This is a genomic window from Shewanella denitrificans OS217, assembly GCF_000013765.1.
GTDB lineage: Bacteria > Pseudomonadota > Gammaproteobacteria > Enterobacterales > Shewanellaceae > Shewanella > Shewanella denitrificans.
Window position 1 is genome coordinate 4,053,304 of the sequence record NC_007954.1, and the last position, 17,539, is coordinate 4,070,842.

12 protein-coding genes and 3 pseudogenes are annotated in these 17,539 nt (G+C 46.1%); 6 read left to right on the plus strand and 9 right to left on the minus strand.

Annotation, left to right across the window (positions count from 1 at the left end; all coding sequences use genetic code 11):
- Nucleotides 1-18 precede the first annotated feature (18 nt).
- Both SDEN_RS17645 and SDEN_RS17650 read left to right on the plus strand, forming a co-directional pair.
- Nucleotides 19-1,347 (plus strand): NAD(P)/FAD-dependent oxidoreductase, encoded by a 1,329-nt coding sequence (locus SDEN_RS17645; RefSeq protein WP_011497816.1) that lies wholly within the window; start codon nt 19-21, stop codon nt 1,345-1,347.
- A 472-nt stretch (nt 1,348-1,819) separates the two neighbouring features.
- The gene (locus SDEN_RS17650; protein WP_011497817.1) at nt 1,820-2,707 is read left to right on the plus strand and encodes an IS982-like element ISSde7 family transposase; all 888 of its coding nucleotides are present in this window, start codon (nt 1,820-1,822) and stop codon (nt 2,705-2,707) included.
- A 35-nt stretch (nt 2,708-2,742) separates the two neighbouring features.
- On the opposite strand, the gene SDEN_RS17655 is transcribed toward SDEN_RS17650, so the two are convergent.
- The 4 genes and pseudogenes from SDEN_RS17655 to SDEN_RS17675 all read right to left on the minus strand — a co-directional run bounded on the left by SDEN_RS17655 (nt 2,743) and on the right by SDEN_RS17675 (nt 6,011).
- Nucleotides 2,743-3,291: a hypothetical protein gene (locus SDEN_RS17655; RefSeq protein WP_011497818.1), complete on the minus strand. Its 549-nt coding sequence runs from the start codon at nt 3,289-3,291 to the stop codon at nt 2,743-2,745.
- Complete coding sequence (locus SDEN_RS17660) at nt 3,291-3,794, minus strand: polymorphic toxin type 44 domain-containing protein (RefSeq protein ID WP_011497819.1); 504 nt, start codon at nt 3,792-3,794, stop codon at nt 3,291-3,293. Before SDEN_RS17660 ends, SDEN_RS17655 begins: the two co-directional genes overlap by 1 nt.
- Before the next feature lie 150 nt (nt 3,795-3,944).
- Nucleotides 3,945-4,538, minus strand: coding sequence for a hypothetical protein (locus SDEN_RS17665; protein WP_157599886.1), 594 nt, complete (start codon nt 4,536-4,538; stop codon nt 3,945-3,947).
- A gap of 538 nt (nt 4,539-5,076) precedes the next feature.
- Nucleotides 5,077-6,011, minus strand: a pseudogene (locus SDEN_RS17675) (transposase).
- A 153-nt stretch (nt 6,012-6,164) separates the two neighbouring features.
- On the opposite strand from SDEN_RS17675, the pseudogene SDEN_RS17680 reads away from it, so the two are divergent.
- Nucleotides 6,165-6,527, plus strand: a pseudogene (locus SDEN_RS17680) (transposase); the annotation flags it as partial.
- 1,102 nt (nt 6,528-7,629) lie between these two features.
- Here SDEN_RS17680 and nhaC read toward each other — a convergent pair.
- From nhaC to purH, 3 genes are all read right to left on the minus strand, one after another.
- Nucleotides 7,630-9,105, minus strand: coding sequence for a Na+/H+ antiporter NhaC (gene nhaC, locus SDEN_RS17685; RefSeq protein WP_011497822.1), 1,476 nt, complete (start codon nt 9,103-9,105; stop codon nt 7,630-7,632).
- 448 nt (nt 9,106-9,553) lie between these two features.
- Entirely contained in the window at nt 9,554-10,852 is a 1,299-nt protein-coding gene (purD, locus tag SDEN_RS17690) for a phosphoribosylamine--glycine ligase (protein ID WP_011497823.1), read from the minus strand.
- Between the two features lie 201 nt (nt 10,853-11,053).
- Nucleotides 11,054-12,658, minus strand: coding sequence for a bifunctional phosphoribosylaminoimidazolecarboxamide formyltransferase/IMP cyclohydrolase (gene purH / locus SDEN_RS17695; protein ID WP_011497824.1), 1,605 nt, complete (start codon nt 12,656-12,658; stop codon nt 11,054-11,056).
- A gap of 294 nt (nt 12,659-12,952) precedes the next feature.
- On the opposite strand from purH, the gene zntR reads away from it, so the two are divergent.
- Nucleotides 12,953-13,468 carry a Zn(2+)-responsive transcriptional regulator gene (zntR, locus tag SDEN_RS17700; RefSeq protein WP_011497825.1) on the plus strand — a complete coding sequence of 172 codons (516 nt, stop codon included), beginning with the start codon at nt 12,953-12,955 and terminating at the stop codon, nt 13,466-13,468.
- Nucleotides 13,469-13,470: 2 nt separating this feature from the next.
- The gene (locus SDEN_RS17705; RefSeq protein WP_011497826.1) at nt 13,471-15,000 is read left to right on the plus strand and encodes an SO_0444 family Cu/Zn efflux transporter; all 1,530 of its coding nucleotides are present in this window, start codon (nt 13,471-13,473) and stop codon (nt 14,998-15,000) included.
- Nucleotides 15,001-15,245: 245 nt separating this feature from the next.
- On the opposite strand, the gene SDEN_RS20985 is transcribed toward SDEN_RS17705, so the two are convergent.
- On the minus strand, nt 15,246-15,371 hold the full coding sequence (locus SDEN_RS20985; protein WP_259394868.1) for a hypothetical protein: 126 nt from the start codon (nt 15,369-15,371) through the stop codon (nt 15,246-15,248).
- A 398-nt stretch (nt 15,372-15,769) separates the two neighbouring features.
- On the opposite strand from SDEN_RS20985, the pseudogene SDEN_RS17710 reads away from it, so the two are divergent.
- Nucleotides 15,770-15,976, plus strand: a pseudogene (locus tag SDEN_RS17710) (Ohr family peroxiredoxin); the annotation flags it as partial.
- Between the two features lie 9 nt (nt 15,977-15,985).
- Here SDEN_RS17710 and ilvA read toward each other — a convergent pair.
- A complete protein-coding gene (gene ilvA, locus SDEN_RS17715; RefSeq protein WP_011497828.1) occupies nt 15,986-17,539 on the minus strand; it encodes a threonine ammonia-lyase, biosynthetic in 1,554 nt (517 codons plus the stop codon).

Here is a 17,539-nt window from a genome sequence, read left to right on the forward strand (position 1 = left end):
TAATAAAAAGAGTGAACTATGTACGATCCCTTAATCAATGCCAATCCCGCCGGCCAGCCTCAAGCCAATAGCTATTGGGCCAGCACTATTGAGCTCCCAGCCCTATTGCCCTCATTAACTGGCACTCAGCGCACCCAAGTGGCTATCATAGGCGGCGGTTACACTGGGCTGATGACAGCCTATTACCTTGCCAGTGAATTCAATATCGATTGTCATGTACTCGAAGCCAACCGTGTAGGCTTTGGTGCCAGCGCCCGCAATGCAGGTTTTGTGCTCAAAGGATCAGGCCGCTTAGGCTATGCCGATATGGCGAAGCGCTGGGATTTAGCTACCGCTAAGGGGATTTATCAAGAATTCAGCGAAGCTGTATCTCGAGTCGATGGCCTCATCAAGCAGCATAGTATTGACTGCGAGCCTCAAGAACAGGGTTATTTAAAAGTGGCTCACAATGCCAAGGCCATGGAAAAACTCAAAGGCGCCAGTGAATTTATTCTCAAACATTTTGGCGATGGCGCCGAGTTTATCTCGGGGCAAGATTTCTGCGAGCGTTACATGAACCACGGCCAAGCCTTCGGCGCCCTGCGCTTAAAAGATGGCTTTGGCTTAAACCCACTCAAGCTACTCTTAGGCTATAAAGATGCCGTGCTTAGTCAAGGTGTCACCATAAGCGAGCAATCCTGCGTGCTCGATTGGATAGAAGAAAACGGTCAACACAGGCTGATAACTGACAAGGGTGAATTGATTGCCGACCAAGTGATTTGCGCCGGCAATGCCTATACCCCAAAGCACTTTAACCCGCGTATAGACAATAAGTTCCTGCCCATCTTAAGCAATGTGATAGTCACTGAACCCCTGTCAGCGGATGAACTCATCAGCGCCGGACTTAAGACCCATCAAGTCACCATGGATACCCGCATCCTTAAATATTATTACCGTTTGCTGCCGGACAATCGCATCCTGTTTGGTGGCCGCGGCGCCGTATGGGGCAAAGATGGCGCCAACCCTATTTATGGCCAGCGGCTAAAACAGGCATTGGATAAGTGTTTCCCAACACTCAAACACAAGGCTGTCGCCTACAACTGGACCGGCTGGATCGCAGCGGCCATGGATGATATGCCCCATGTTTATGGTAAAGATGGTGTGGGGTACAGCTTAGGCTATTGCGGCGCTGGAGTGTCTTTTAGCGCCCAAGCAGGCTTTCGCCTCGCCCAAATGATGGCAGGAAAAACTGCACCAGCCCTACCGCTTTATCAAGCACCTCTGCCCGTAATGCCCTTCGCTCAGGCCAGACGCTTAGGCCAATGGGGTTATTACCATTACGGCTGGCTTAAAGACAAACTCGGCTAATCTTGGGTATTTAACATTTAGCTGAATACAAATAAAAAGCCTCGCCAGCAAATACCAGCGAGGCTTTTTAGAACACTTAGAATAAAAAACGTCAAAGCGAATTTAGACAAAAAATGAGCTAGAAAATTTGTTCTGAACAATTAAATCTCAAAAGTAAATCACTGAAACTCCTGCGTACAGGCTTGTCATGACCCATTTTTTTAATAAAAAATCTCGTCGACACGCCAATTTCTAGTGAGATCAAGAGCCGTCCATGAGGGCTCGAATATCCCGTCTGATGTGAAAGGACTCACGAATGCCGTGATGGCATGGATGCCAGAGAGCGGCCATGGGTCGGACGGTCGTCTCGCAAACACTCATGGTTCACCTTTTTAATATTAGTTAACCTCAACTCGGGATAAAAAACTGAACTAATCGCCCTCTTTGTGATCAGATCTTTCGACCAAGAAGGAACAAATCACGCAGAGGGCTTATGGATAATTTAGTGGATGTATTTTGTGATGTCGATGATTTTTGTGCTGTATTCATGCCGCAATGGAAAAAACAATGCGTAACAGATGGCACGCGTAAGCGCCAACGTTCAAGCAGAATGAGCATGAGCGAAATAATGACTATTATCATACTCTTCCATACATCTCATCATCGTGACTTCAAAAATTACTACACTGGATATCTTGCTCGATTTTTCAAGTCTGAGTTTCCCAACTTACTCAGCTATACCCGTTTTATTGAGCTTATGCCGACAGCTGTCGTGCCACTATGCAGCTATTTCTCCAGCATCAGAAGTCTACCTACGGGGATTGAATTTGTCGATTCGACCAGCGTAAAGGTTTGCCACAATTTGCGAATTCCACGACATAAAACGTTATCTGGCCTTGCTCGCCGCGGAAAAGGGACCATGGGGTGGTTCTACGGGTTCAAGCTTCACCTCATCGTTAACCATAAGGGGGGGATTGTTGCCGCCAAAATTACTCCAGCCAATACCCATGACACTAAGCCTGTTTCAGGCATGGTGGTGAATGCTATGGACAAGCTGTATGCGGATAAAGGCTATATCAGTAAAGCGTTGGCAAGCGAGCTACTTGAGCAAGGCGTAACACTAGTAAACAATGTTCGCAAGAACATGAAAAAGAAGGTTTTATCACTGTGGGATAGGGCAATGCTTTCACGAAGATTTATTATAGAAACGATCAATGATCAGCTTAAGAATATCTCACAAATCGAGCATTCGAGGCATAGAAGTGTGCATGGTTTTATGCTGAATATGATTGGCGGTTTAATTGCCTATCAACTCAAAGAGAGTAAGCCACAACTTAATATCACAGATGTCGATTTCAATGCGATTTCTGTTATGGCTTAAACCGATCTCAGGTTAGTTAACGAGTGAGTAAATTATTAAGTATATTTGAAGGAGAAATACCATCCACTTTCTAATGCCTTGTCAAAACTCATATCAAGCCCCAGATTTGAAATTTTCTCAAACGTATGCTCCTTACTATTAAAAGGCATGGGATGTTCAACTTGATAGCTATATAGATAACTAATTCCAGTTCCAGCAAAGCCACGGGTAGAGTAGTCAATAATTAAGCTACACTGATTTGATTCTGTTTCTTGGTAAGTGATTAACTTAGCTCCGATTTTTTTTAGCAAACGATCCAAGTTTTTGTCTCTTAATTTATCTTCAACAGTATCAATATTATAGCCAAACCAATGATTGTTATTACCGAAATTTTTTTTTAGCCCTAAATCACAGAAAGTTGCCGCTAACTCATTAAAAATTATTTTGTTATCATAAAAGTTTTTTTCGACATCATAAAATGATGGTGCAGGCCTGTTATCACAAGCCATAAGGCAAAGAGTAAGCAATGCAATAAATAATTTATTCAATTGAATATCTCGATTATAAAAGAGTATCGTATCTTTAATTGAGTTTTTTGTTAACATTATGGCGTAATCCAGCAATAAGTTGGAAAGCCTTTTTGATAAAAGCACCATTTAGTGCCTCGTCCACTACCGCCACCAATATCACCCGATCCACCACCAGCGCCACCACCGGGGTTTCCTCCTTCACCACCACCAGGCAGCAAAGCATTTCCAGCTGAACCGGCATCTGCACATGAAACAGAAGAAGGATCGGATTGGTTTTTCATAAATACTTCATCATGATAACGGACACCTGCAAGGGTCTGTTCTGGATCTCCAGGATTATCTCCAGTATTCGTCACATAGTTATAAATACCGTGTGGTAAATTGGACCAAAAATCATTACCTATGGCTTGGTAAAAAGCAGCGCCTCTTAAAATCGTCGATTCTGTAAAACCCATAGCCTTAGCATTCGCACCATAAAGGAAATTCCCCATTGAAGCTGAACCTATGTAATCTGATTCCTGAGAATGGGCTACGTCCAAAGCGCCTCCTGTTCGATGCATGACAACCAAGCGCGCCATTCCTGCAGAAAATTGCGCTCCAGATGAATGAGTTTTCTCAATATTTATAGTCCATGATCGTGATTCCCTTAAAACACCGTTGATATTAAGCTTTTCACCTGTTTTTCTATTTTTTGGTGGACTTTCTGGAGGGCGGTTAGAGTTAGAACATTATGATACTTCAGCTGCGGAGCTTGTAACAGCTGAATTCATTGTATGAGAATATAAATTTATCAGAGTATCAATAGGTGTATTGTTAACTTCACATCCACGGCAAGGTGGTGGATCTACAAATGTCTTTACTTTTTTTGAGTGTAATCCTATATAAATTGAGGTTTCACCTGTAGATGTATTTTCATCATGAATAATGGAGTATCTATACTTAACATCTTGAGTTATTGGAGTTAAAATAATTTTTATTTCAGTGTTTAAGTTTGTGTTTAACTTAGCGCTTGTGCTAAAGATATTAGATAATTGATTTTTATCTAATATAGTAATACCTGCTACAGTTTCAATTTTTATATTATAGTCTGCATTTTTTTGGAAGCTGGGGTCAGCAACGAAGTAAGTTTTTTCATAATTTAAGTTTTTTAGTTTTACGCATGTTGATAATGTATTGGTTGAAACCTCTGCACTTGAGTTAGGTAATAAAATAGGGCAATTATCCGCCAATAAATCAAAAGATATTAATAGAGTTAAAATTCCTGTAATTAGTCTTATGTTTCTCATTTTTGTGCCAAAATCCTTTTTAAGTGCAAATTGCAAAAGCTAACCATTCGTTGCAGTAAAGTCAAGAATTTTACTACATCGGTGTTGTTTGTGTTGTAAATATCCAGTACTTGACAATCCTTGAATTCAACTCTCTGAAAATTAAGCAGTAAACGGCCATCCTAAAAAGAGTCAAGTTTATGACCTTTCAATTGTACTTGATATCAAGCGTTCGCCTTTAAGGAAGGCGATTGCACCTCTCAACTTAGTTTTACCTGTTTAAGGACAACATAAAGACAACATAGCCACCCATTCTTCTTACCTCAGATGATTCTCTCTCAGTTACGCTGTGACGATATACTTTTGACTATCTACCGCTGGTTCACAACGAAATGTAAAGCTCAAAAATAGTGGAAATCAGCCATCAACTTCATCGAAGCAAGGAATAAATTTCGATATGAGTGTGTTGCGTGTTGCGGACGCTGTTATCTAGCTCAAGCTGAAATGAAGCTGAGCATAAATGGATGTTAATCTTAAAGTGAAGGATAACGGCTTAACCGCAGAGCCAACGCTGGCAATTGGCGGCGCTTTGTCGTCACTTTCGCGCTAGGTGTTCACAGTATTGACTCAGAGCTTGCAGCGAACCTACTGCACCTTTAAATAAATGGCCAAAGTCTTCTGTGATTTTAAGCCAGTTTTCAGTGGGGATGTTGAGTCTATCGAGGATATGCTGGCTGCTGTGGCTGATAGCACCGCGTTTGTCTCCCCTAATAATTCTGCCGGTGTCTTCTACTAACATGAGGTAATCTTTTGCGCTAAACATCAGCCCTTTAGGCATATTGTCACGTTCATTGCCTAAGAATGGCAATAATTCTTTCGGTTGCTCGCCTTTCAAGGCTGATTTGATACGCCTTTGAATACCTGTGTAATCAGAAGTTTCTGGCGTGGCAGCCATTTTTGCGCGCACGGGTTGAGGTCAACATAGGCCATGCAGGCTAATACCGCGGCTTCATCGAGCAGGGCCTGCGATTTAAAGCGTCCTTCCCAGAATCTACCGGTACATGAATCTTCCTTATTGGCCATTCTGGCTATTGGCTCACACAAGGCGCGCATAAACCAACTAATATCAGTAAGGCGTTCACGGTATACCGCTATTAAGTCCTGTACCGTGTTAAGTTCAAACTCATCTAAGGGTTCATCTTTGACAAAGCGCTGGGTTAACAAGGTGCCCTTAAAACCTTTATGCCATTGAGTGAGTACTTCTTTATCTGACCATAACTGTGCTTGCTCGGCATCGACCCTAAGCACAATATACAGATGATTTGACATCACGGCATAGGCACAAATGTCCATTGAAAAAATAGTCGCCAACTGAAACATCCGCCCTTCTACCCAGCCGCGCCTATGCTCAAAGTTCTCACCAGTGCTGTTATCTATCCCGCACAAGAACGCTTTTCTAACGACCCTCGAGCAACAATGATAATACGGCGTGTCATCCAAACTGACTATGGTTTTCCTTGGTCTGGCCATCATCTAATACCGATAAAAAAAGTGATAACTAAAGCGTAGTAAAGCGGTCACTATTTCGCCAGAAATCTTGGGTGATGAGATGGACGCCCCCTAATACGGCGTCAATGCGCCAAACTGATGTTGAACCATACAGTTACTTAAGGAGCGTCCACCATGAAAGTTAGCACTATTTCGATTGATTTGGCAAAAAATGTATTTCAATTATTGGGGATGGATGAACACGCCAAACAAGTGTTCAGCAAGCGCTTAAATCGCGCACAGCTGAGCGAGTTCATGTCGCAGCAGCCAGTCTGCGATGTGGTCTTTGAGGCCTGTTATTCCTCCCATTATTGGGGGCGTAAGTTTCTTGCCATGGGGCACAGAGTTAAGCTTATCCCCGCCCAACATGTCACGCCCTTTGTGCGCGGCAGCAAGAACGATAAAAATGATGCCATGGCGATTTATGAAGCCAGCTTCAGGCCCAGCATTCGCTTCGTGCCGATTAAAACTGAAGCCCAGCAAGAGATACTCATAATGACTTCATTGATCTCACGATGCAAATTATTCCCCTCGAACGTCCCAATGGGGAGGGGCCCGTGACAAAAGTCGTTGCCCTGTAACTTCTTTTTCGCCAACTCGCTTGAGCGGGCCAGGTCAACTCCAGGTTGACCGGCCCACACCAACAGTAAATCAGGCCAATCATCGGGGATCTGATACCAATTACGATTTAATCCTTCCTCGAAAAAGTCAGTAGCTGAAGGCTTGAAACCTGTCACTGAAATTTCTGTATACAGGCTCGCCATGGCCCATTTCTGTCATAAAAAAGTTTCAACGACACGCAGCAAGTCCGTCCTTGGCTCTTGATTTAAACTCAAGTCGGTCACCCCGTCTGATATGAAAGGATTCACAAATGCCTTCATGGCTGGATGCCAAAGAAATGTCATGGGTCGGACGATCGGCTTGCCTTTCACGTGGTGAAGCGTCATGGTTCACCTTTTTAGCATTCGTGCAATCTGTTAGCTCGTAAAATCTAGTCCCCTGCCTATGTTAAGCCTAACAGTACACTCCCAGTGTTGCACCAATTACCCTCGAAGTTGCCGAAATACGACGATTAAAATACCGTGCAACCATCAGGGATGATGGTTAAGGCTCGTTGGGCACATGGACGTGCCGTCGAGCCGTTAGGTATTTTCTTCGTCATATGAGGAACAACAACTTCGCGGGCGGCACAGGGGAGTTCCAAGAGGGGAGAATGCTGTTGTTTTCCCCTCTTGGCCAGTGCAGAGTGGAACCCTGCGACTTTGATCCAAACAAAGTTTGGACAAAAACGAGTTAAAACCCGGCCAAAGTTTATCAATGAGTAGTTCAATTAATGCCTGTTGATAAAAGCTGAATGGTAACACTGAAGCTAATGAGAGGGTGTTGGACTAAATGGCTCGAGTCTATCTCTTGAATGAGGCAGCAGGGATGCTGCGCCCGAGCCCACAGGGACCTTTTTTTACCGTTGAACTTTTTCAGTAAGAATGGGCGTCTCTCAGGACGTTAGTCCAATGCCCGAGGTTGCCAATTAAGCTAAATAAAAAGCCTCGCATGTGAATACCTGCGAGGCTTTTTGCTCAATGGGGTTTATCTCGTTGTGTTAAACCGCCGCTTCTGCCGTTGGCGATTCGCTTTCAACTAATGGCTCTATTTTGAAGTTAAAGTAAGCATAACCTGCACTAACAAAAGGGCAAACCAGATTAAAGAAGGCATAAGGTAAATAAGCAATGGTGGCCACACCTAAGGTGCTGGCCATAAAGGCACCACAGGTATTCCATGGGACTAAGGGGCTCGTGATAGTGGCCGAATCCTCGAGGGCGCGGCTTAAGTTGACCGGTGCTAATTTACGCTTAGTGTACTCCAGCTTTAGCATACGCCCTGGCAAGACGATGGCGATAAACTGATCCGCTGTGATGATGTTGGCGCCGATACAGCAGGCTAATGTGGTGATAATAAGGCTGCTGGTCCCCGTCACTAATTTAAGAATGTTTTCCAAAATACGCGCCAGTAAACCCGTGACTTCCATCACGCCGCCAAAGGCCATGGCACACAGAATTAACCATACCGTGGTCACCATGCTGCTCATGCCGCCTCGGCTTAACAGGCTATCTAATACCGCATCGCCTGTGTTGGCCACATAGCCATCGAACATGGCAATCCAGATGCCTTTTACTAAGGCGACCATGGGCGGCAAGCTGTCATCGTGAACAAAGCTCACCACGTTATCGAATTGAAAAATTGCTGCCGAGGCCGCCCCTGCTAAGGTGCCTAAAATCACGGTGGGAAAGGCGGGCATCTTCTTAAAGGCGAGAAACAGCACCACCAATAATGGAAAGAGTAAATGCACCCCAGGCTGATAGGTACGATCGATTAAGTCCAAGGTTTCAGCTAAGCTGGTTTCAATTGGGGTGGCCTCGGCATTTAGCCCTAAGAATAAAAATCCAATCAAGGCAATGATGATGCTGGGCACTGTGGTCCAAGTCATATGGCGGATATGACTGAAAATATCTGTGCCCGCCACCGCTGGCGCTAGGTTAGTGGTGTCGGACATGGGCGACATCTTATCGCCAAAATAAGCGCCACTGATGATGGCGCCGGCTGTCATTTCAACACTTAGCCCCATGGCAGAGGCAATACCCACCAGCGCAATACCTAAAGTGCCCGCGACGGTCCAAGAACTGCCGATACTTAAGGCCACTACGGCGCAAAGTAGGCAGGAGGCGGCATAGAAATAATCAGGGTTTAAAATTTTCATGCCATAAAAAATCATGGTGGGCACAGTGCCGGATAAAATCCAGGTGCCAATCAAGGAGCCGACACTGAATAAAATCAACAAGGCGCCGGTGGCGACGCCCACACTGCGTACTACGCCCTTTTCCATCTCGTTCCAGCTGTAGCCATTCTTATAACCTATGACGATTGCAATACAGGCCGCCAGAATAAGCGCGATTTGGTTAGCACCCGATGAACTGTCCGATGAAAACAAATACACGGCAGCAACCAGCATGGCAACCAGCGCTATGATAGGGATTAATGCATCGAGCAAGGTGGGACGCTTATGAGTATGCGCAGGCATAAACTACTTCCTATTGTCATTATTATAAGTATGGTTATTGGCAAATCTGGGCGTTAATCAAATGCCACTTGAAAGGTTGTTGCTAAGTTTGAAGCCTTAGTTACAAACTTGTGACAGCCGCTATCCTGACACAGTTTTGTGATCTAAGTCGATATTTGATTTACCCCCAACATCAGAGCCAGTCAGCGCTTAAGCCCTCCCTTCGAGTAAATACCCGCCAACAACCACTAAATATGCACAATCCATTGACAGTTACGACTAAGCATTCAATTTGAACTGGAAAAATTTATTGCAAGCATACAAATTGATGATTTCCCCTAGCACCCTAATCTCGAAAATAACAAACCCCGAGATGCGCGGGGCATTTCGGGGTTTAATATTAAACTAAGATTTAGTGCTTATCTTCAGCCAATAGCCTGCCTTTAACTCACTGTTAGCCAGAGGGACCTTAAGCTTGTTGCTCTCGAGCAATGGCCCGATAGGCGATGTCGGTGCGAAAATACACCTCATCCCAATGCACGGTTTCCACTAAGGCATAGGCGGCTTTTTGCGCTGCGGTTACACTATTGCCAAGGGCGGTGGCGCATAACACTCGACCGCCATGGGTAACAACATGGCCATCTTGGGTTGCTGTGCCTGCATGGAACACCTTGCCCTGATTGTCACCAAGGCTTAACCCTGCTATCACATCACCTTTGCGGTAGGCATCGGGATAACCACCAGCAGCCATCACCACGCCAACGGCTGGGCGCTCATCAAACTCGGCAGTGACCTTATCTAGCTCACCACGGGTAGCGGCAAGACATAACTCAACCAAGTCAGACTTAAGGCGCATCATAATCGGCTGGGTTTCAGGGTCGCCAAAGCGGCAGTTATATTCTAATACTTTAGCGCTGCCATCTGGGGCTATCATAAGGCCAGCATACAAGAAGCCTTTATAGACATTGCCTTCTGCGGCCATGCCATCCACTGTTGGGCGAATAACGTTATTCATGGTCCAATCATGCACTGTCTGAGTCACTACAGGCGCCGGTGAATACGCGCCCATGCCGCCAGTATTGGGGCCATTATCGCCATTGTCACGGGCTTTATGGTCTTGGCTGGTCGCCATGGCAAGGATATTTTTACCGTCCACCATCACGATAAAGCTTGCCTCTTCGCCAGTTAAAAACTCTTCAACTACCACTCGAGAGCCTGCTTCACCAAACTTGTTACCGGCGAGCATGTCATCAATGGCTGCATCAGCCTCACTCTTATCTTGGGCTATGATTACGCCCTTGCCCGCCGCCAAACCATCGGCCTTAATAACGATTGGGAAGCCTGTTTTTTCAGTCACTTGAGAAACATAAGCTTTAGCAGCAGCAATATCAATAAAGTTGCCATAAGCGGCGGTGGGAATATTGTGGCGGGCTAAGAAATCTTTGGTGAAGGCTTTTGAGCCTTCAAGCTGGGCCGCGCCTTGGGTTGGGCCAAAAATAGGTAAGTTAGCTAGATTGAACGCATCGACAACCCCTAACACTAACGGCACTTCTGGGCCCACTATGGTGAGCTCGATGTGATTGTCTTTGGCAAAGGCCACTAAAGCTTGGATGTCTGTCACCTCTATGGCCACATTTTCTAGCTTAGGCTCAAGCGCGGTGCCGGCATTGCCTGGCGCGACAAATACCTTATCAACTTGCGGGGACTGTGCTGCTTTCCAGGCTAAGGCATGTTCACGACCGCCACCACCGATAACCAATACTTTCATTTTTATCCTTTTATAGCCGCGCCATTTTCCCTATTTCTGCTTCAAGCATGCTCACTTATATCGATAAGCTACGCGTGCTTTCATTGAACTTGAAAAAATGGCTGTGCTCTAATTCGTTAAAACAAAATTTAAATAATCGCTTCCCTAATATGTCTAACAACACGCTAGAGAAGCGATAGCCTTAGTTAACAACGGCATAAATTAATGACGGAAATGGCGCATACCGGTAAAGACCATGGCCATGCCGTGTTCATCGGCGGCTTTGATTATTTCTTCATCGCGAATAGAACCGCCCGGTTGAATGATGCAGCTAATGCCAGCCGCAGCTGCGGCATCTATACCATCACGGAACGGGAAGAAGGCATCCGATGCCATAACGCTGTTCTCCACCACTAGGCCTTCATCGCTGGCCTTAATGCCGGCAATTTTAGCGCTGTAGACTCGGCTCATTTGGCCTGCGCCCACACCGATTGTCATGCCTTCTTTGGCGTACACTATGGCGTTAGATTTAACAAATTTAGCCACCTTCCAGCAGAAGAGTAAATCCTTAAGCTCGGCCTCTGTGGGTTGACGCTTAGACACGACTTTGATGTCAGCTAAACCCACCATGCCTTGATCTCTGTCTTGCACTAGAAGGCCACCATTAACCCGCTTGTAATCTAGGCTTGTGGTTTTAGTTTCCCACTTGCCGCACTCAAGCAAACGCACATTGGCTTTGGCCGCCACGATATCGCGAGCAGCTTGGCTCACGCTTGGCGCTATGATGACTTCAACAAATTGGCGCTCAACGATGGCGCTGGCGGTTGCCGCATCTAACTCACCATTAAAGGCGATAATACCGCCAAAGGCCGAGGTAGGATCTGTCTGGTAGGCGCGGTTATAGGCATCGAGCAAATCTTTACCTAGCGCCACACCACAAGGATTAGCGTGCTTAACGATAACGCAGGCTGGGCCGTCGAATTCTTTCACACACTCAAGGGCGGCATCGGTATCGGCGATATTGTTGTAAGACAATGCCTTACCTTGTAGCTGAATGGCGCTGGCGACCGAGGCTTCATCTATCTGCGGATCCACATAGAAAGCGGCCTTTTGATGGCTGTTCTCACCGTAACGTAAATCTTGCTTCTTAATAAATTGGCTATTAAAGGTGCGCGGGAAGCTAGACTCTTGGTGCAGAGCTTGTTGCTCGTCGCTAGTATCAGCGTCCATGGCCACTAAGTTACCGAAGTAGTTGGCTATCATGCCATCGTAGGCGGCGGTGTGCTCGAAGGCGGCAACGGCGAGTTCAAAACGGATTTTTAGGGTCGTTGAACCTTGGTTAGTCTTCATTTCCGCTAATACGCGAGCATAATCACTCGCGTTAACGACTATAGTGACGTCTTGATGATTTTTAGCCGCAGCGCGCACCATGGTTGGGCCGCCAATGTCGATATTCTCAACCGCGTCTGCCAAGGTGCAATCTGGATTGGCCACTGTGCTAGCGAAGGGATATAAGTTCACCACCACAAGATCGATTGGCAGTATGTTGTTTTCAGCCATCACAGCCTCATCCTGACCACGGCGCGCTAAAATGCCACCATGAATTTTGGGATGTAAAGTTTTGACCCGACCATCCATAATTTCCGGATGCCCAGTGTGATCTGACGCTTCGATGACAGGGAGGCCGTGCTCGGCTAATAAACGCGCCGTGCCTCCAGTAGACAATAATTCAACACCATGAGCATGCAAAGCTTGGGCAAACTCAAGGATCCCAGTTTTATCTGATACGCTTAACAGCGCGCGACGAATAGGTCTGACAGTATTCATGTAGGTACAGGGTCCACTTCTTTTGGTTGCAAGGATCTTTCGGAAAATAGAACTAAAACTTGCCGTTCTACTTTCCAAAAACCCCTTTTGCCCTCAGTGAAGCGGGCGTATTTTACCGTAAAAGCCTTTCTGTGAGTGTACTTTCTGTGTGATTACACAATATTGAAATCAGAACAACCAAGTGGACTTTACATTACCTCAAACTGTGAGTAAAAAGTCTTGACCTTAGATTAAACTCCAAGGTTTATACTCAAGCTATTATTAGTCGTCATCCGCTCAATTTTTGGAGGTCATATGTATCGTATCGGTGAACTGGCAGCCCAATGTGACATCAAGGCTGACACCTTAAGATTCTATGAAAAACACGGACTATTAGCGCCATCGAGTCGTTCAGACGCAGGCTATCGACTCTATAACGATCATGATAAGGCCCGCTTAAGCTTTATTATTCGTGCTAAAGCCGTGGGTTTTACTTTAAATGAAATTGCCGAGCTGCTGTCCATTGAGCTGGATAAATCCAATTGGGCCTGCGCCGATGTTAAAGGCATGGTGGACAGTAAGCTTGTTCAAGTGCAAGCCAAAATCCAAGAATTGAGCCATTTTGCTAACTCATTGCAAAGTTTATCGAATGCTTGCTGCGGTGGCCCTGAAAGCGCCGAGCATTGCTCCATTTTAGAGGCGTTGGAATCCAGCAGTAAAGAGCTTGAACCTAAACCTGAGCGTAAACATCAACACCAGCATGGGCACCGGTATGAAGATGAGCATCAAGCTTGTGATCAAAAAAACCATTCACATCAACAGGAGCGCTAGACATGTTATTCGCTAATTTTGCTGAACTCTTTTTAGAATCGGCGCCTTGGTTACTGTTAGGCCTGATATTGGCCGGACTACTCAAAGTCTTTGTGCCCATGGCGTGGATGCAAAAACAGCTTGGTGGTCACGGGGTTAAATCTGTGGTCAAGGCTGCCTTAATTGGTGCGCCGCTGCCCTTATGTTCTTGCGGCGTTATCCCCGCTGCCGTTGGGCTTCGCCGCTCTGGTGCTTCAAAAGCGGCCACCACTTCATTTTTAGTCTCCACTCCAGAAACTGGCGTCGACTCCATTACTGTGTCTTATGTGTTACTCGGACCTTTTATGGCCATCATCAGACCCATAGCCGCCATTACCAGCGCCATAGTCGCTGGACTTTTGGTTGGCAAAGATGAAGCTGAACCGAGTAAACCCGTAGCAACGTCTGCACCGACAAGCCCCAGCAATATGGCGGAAACGCCCTCAAAAAGTTGTTGCTGTGCCAGCAAAGCTAGCCCAGCGGTCACCGTAGAAGCTGTGGTAAAATCTAGCAGCAGTTCATGCTGTGCCAGCACTAAAACCGACACTGCTGCACCAGTTAGCAATGCCAGCTCATGCTGCCCAAGCAGCAAAATTGATCCACCTGAAATAAACATAGCCAATGCCGAGGCTGACACTGCAGCGCCGGAGTTATTTAATGAAATCGCAGCACCGACACCAGTAAAGACCAGCTCATGCTGCGCAAGTACTAATACGGATACAAGTACTAATACAAGTACTAATACAAGTGAAAGTACTGTAGCTGAAACTGCAGCGCCAAACGCTATCGCGGGCACTGCAGCCACTAAAACCAGCAGCTGTTGCGCGAGCGTTCCTGAGAGTAAAATTGTGAGTAAGGACACCCACTCTCACACTGAAAGCACAGATAGCGAGGCTTGTTGCGCCGCCACCCAAGACACGGCGACTGAGCTTAAAGATGAGTCTATTATCAGCCGCATTGGCACTGGATTACATTACGCCGCCACTGATTTAGTCCGCGATACCACCATGTGGTTATTGGTGGGGTTATTTTTTGCCGCATTAGTGCAAACCTATGTTCCTGCAGACTTCTTAGCTCAATGGGGCGATGGCATCTTAGCTATGCTAGTGATGGTAATAGTGTCTGTACCTATGTATATCTGCGCCACAGCATCGACGCCAATTGCCGCAGGTTTATTATTAGCAGGGGTTTCACCCGGCGCGGTACTGGTATTTATGATGGCAGGGCCTGCAACCAATATCGCGACTTTAGGCGTGGTGGTAAAAGAGCTAGGCAAACGCGCCTTGTTTGGTTATCTCGGCGGTGTATTAGGTGTGGCGCTGGCCTTTGGGATATTGGTGAACTATCTAGTGGATACGTTTGGCTTCGTGGTAATGCCACAAATTGGTGAGGAGCACGCCTTGTTGCCACACAGCCTAGTGGTGACTTCTGGCATTATATTGGCAATCTTAATGGCTAAAGTGATTGTCGATAAAATCCCAAAGAAAGCCCTAAGACGAGATTGCTGCTCGTAACTCTTGGTATTCATAGCAATAATAAACAAAAAAATACCGAGCCAAGGCTCGGTATTTTTATGAATGATGTTAATTAACATCGGTTTAAACATTAGCACAACAATAACATCTAGCTGAAACAGCTAAAGGGACAGCCTAGACACCTAAGACTAGGTTAACGCTGTACCTAGATTGCAGAAAAAACACTTAAGGTTTTGCTGTATATCACTACTTTTACCTGTACAACATCTGTTATCTAATTATTGTTACTTCTTTGCTTTTTCTAAAAAGACCTGCGGGTTCTTCTTTGCTTGCTTAGCGGCACGCTTTTCCTTGGCGGATAATAGCGGCTGCTTTTTAGTATCTTTCTTAGCGTTTTGTCCTTTACTCATGTTCGACTCCAATCTTCTAGATTAAATGTATCTGCCCATAGTAAAACTCTAGCAATAAACCTTGGCATCAAGCCTAGTGAAAACTGCGTAATTCATAAAAACGAAAGTTATAAAAACAATAAAAAATTCAATAGCAAAAGTGCGAGATCCCCTTCCTTTTATTAATGTTCAACAATTCATATTAACACTAAGTCGTCTTTATTTGCCTAGGGCTCACTTAGAATAATTAACACTAAAGATAGACCTTAAATGTCTAAAAAACAAACATTGAAGCCGACATCATGGCATCAAAAAATTGATTATCGCGATAACATAATTTCATTCTCAAGAATGAAACATACTTTTGCTATGTTTTATCGGGCCAATACATGATTAACCTTGAACACTAGGAGCAGCTGATGGAACTTATCTATACAGCACAAGCTAAAACAACCGGTGGCCGTGAAGGTCGCTCAGTCTCTTCAGATAACAAACTCGATATACAGCTAAGCACGCCGAAAGAATTAGGCGGCGCAGGTGGCCCGGGCACGAATCCTGAGCAACTGTTTGCTGCGGGTTATTCGGCCTGTTTTATTGGCGCGATGAAATTTGTCGCAGGGCAAGAGTTTAAACACCTACACTGCAGGCGTATTCAAAAACAGCTGGTACGCTGGGCTGTGGGTTTCTTCTTGATAGACAAAGCCAAGTTCAGTTAAAAAGCGCGCAAAGGGTAAGGCATCGCTGGCTGGTACTTCAAAACCTGCTAATACTCGTCCAAATGCGGCGCCGTGGTTGCGATAATGAAACAAACTGATGTTCCACTGGCTTTGCAATGTGGTTAAAAACTTAAGTAAGGCGCCGGGGTGCTCTGGAAACTCGAAGCTAAATAACCGCTCTTGCAGAGGCTCTGGCGGTCTGCCGCCCACCATGTAGCGCACATGCAGTTTTGCGGTTTCATCTTGTGATAAATCTTGCACTTCAAACCCTTGAGACTCAAGGGTCGCGATAATCTCTGCCAGCTCCTCGGCGCCATTGCTTAAGCGAATACCCGCAAACACCACGGCTTGGTCGCGACCACTAAAGCGGTAGTTAAACTCTGTCATCACCCGCTTATTTAACAGCTCGCAAAATCGCAGAAAACTGCCGGATTTTTCTGGGACCTTGACCGCAAGAATCGCCTCTTTTTGCTCGCCTAGTTCGCAGCGCTCAGACACATAACGCAGGCTATGAAAATTCACATTAGCGCCACTTAAAATAGCCGCCACTTTCTCGCCCTTGCCTGTTTTTCCAAGGTGTTTCTTAAGCCCTGCCAATGCTAGCGCCCCGGCGGGCTCAGCAATAGCGCGGGTGTCTTCAAAAATATCCTTGATGGCGGCGCAGATTTCATCTGAGCTTACGGTTACCACTTCATCGACGTATTCTTTGGCGAGTCGAAAAGGCTCAGCGCCAATGCGCTTGACCGCCACGCCATCGGCAAATAACCCCACCTGGGATAGAGTCACAGGCTCACCCGCTAACAGTGCCGCCTTTAAGCAGGCGGCATCTTCTGGCTCTACGCCGATAATTTTCACCTGCGGCATCACGGCCTTGTAATAAGCGGCGATGCCAGCGATTAAACCGCCACCGCCTACAGGAACGTAGACCCTTTCAATGTCTCGCTGCTGCTGTAGCATCTCTTGGGCGATAGTACCTTGGCCTGCGATCACAGCTTCATCATCGAAGGGCGCGATATAAACTCGCCCCTGAGTCTTAGCCAACCCCATGGCATATTCATTCGCCTGATCAAAACCTTGGCCATAAAGGTGCACATTACCGCCGAGGCGTTTCACGGCATCGATTTTGATATCTGGGGTGGTACTTGGCATAACGATAATCGCATCTATGCCGCGACTTGCCGCCGACATCGCCACCCCTTGGGCATGATTACCCGCAGAAGCGCACACCACACCCCGCTGACATTCATCCGAAGTCAGCTCAGCAATGCGATTGTAAGCACCGCGCAGCTTAAAAGAATGCACCGGCTGCATGTCTTCGCGCTTTAAAAACACCTGACAGCCCAAGCGCGCCGACAGCTTATTAAGGCTAGTGAGCGGTGTTACTTTAGCGATGTCGTACACGGATGACAGCAAGATTTTCTGTAAATAATACTGGGCTAAATCCCGCTGGGTTTCTGATGCTAATGCCAACAT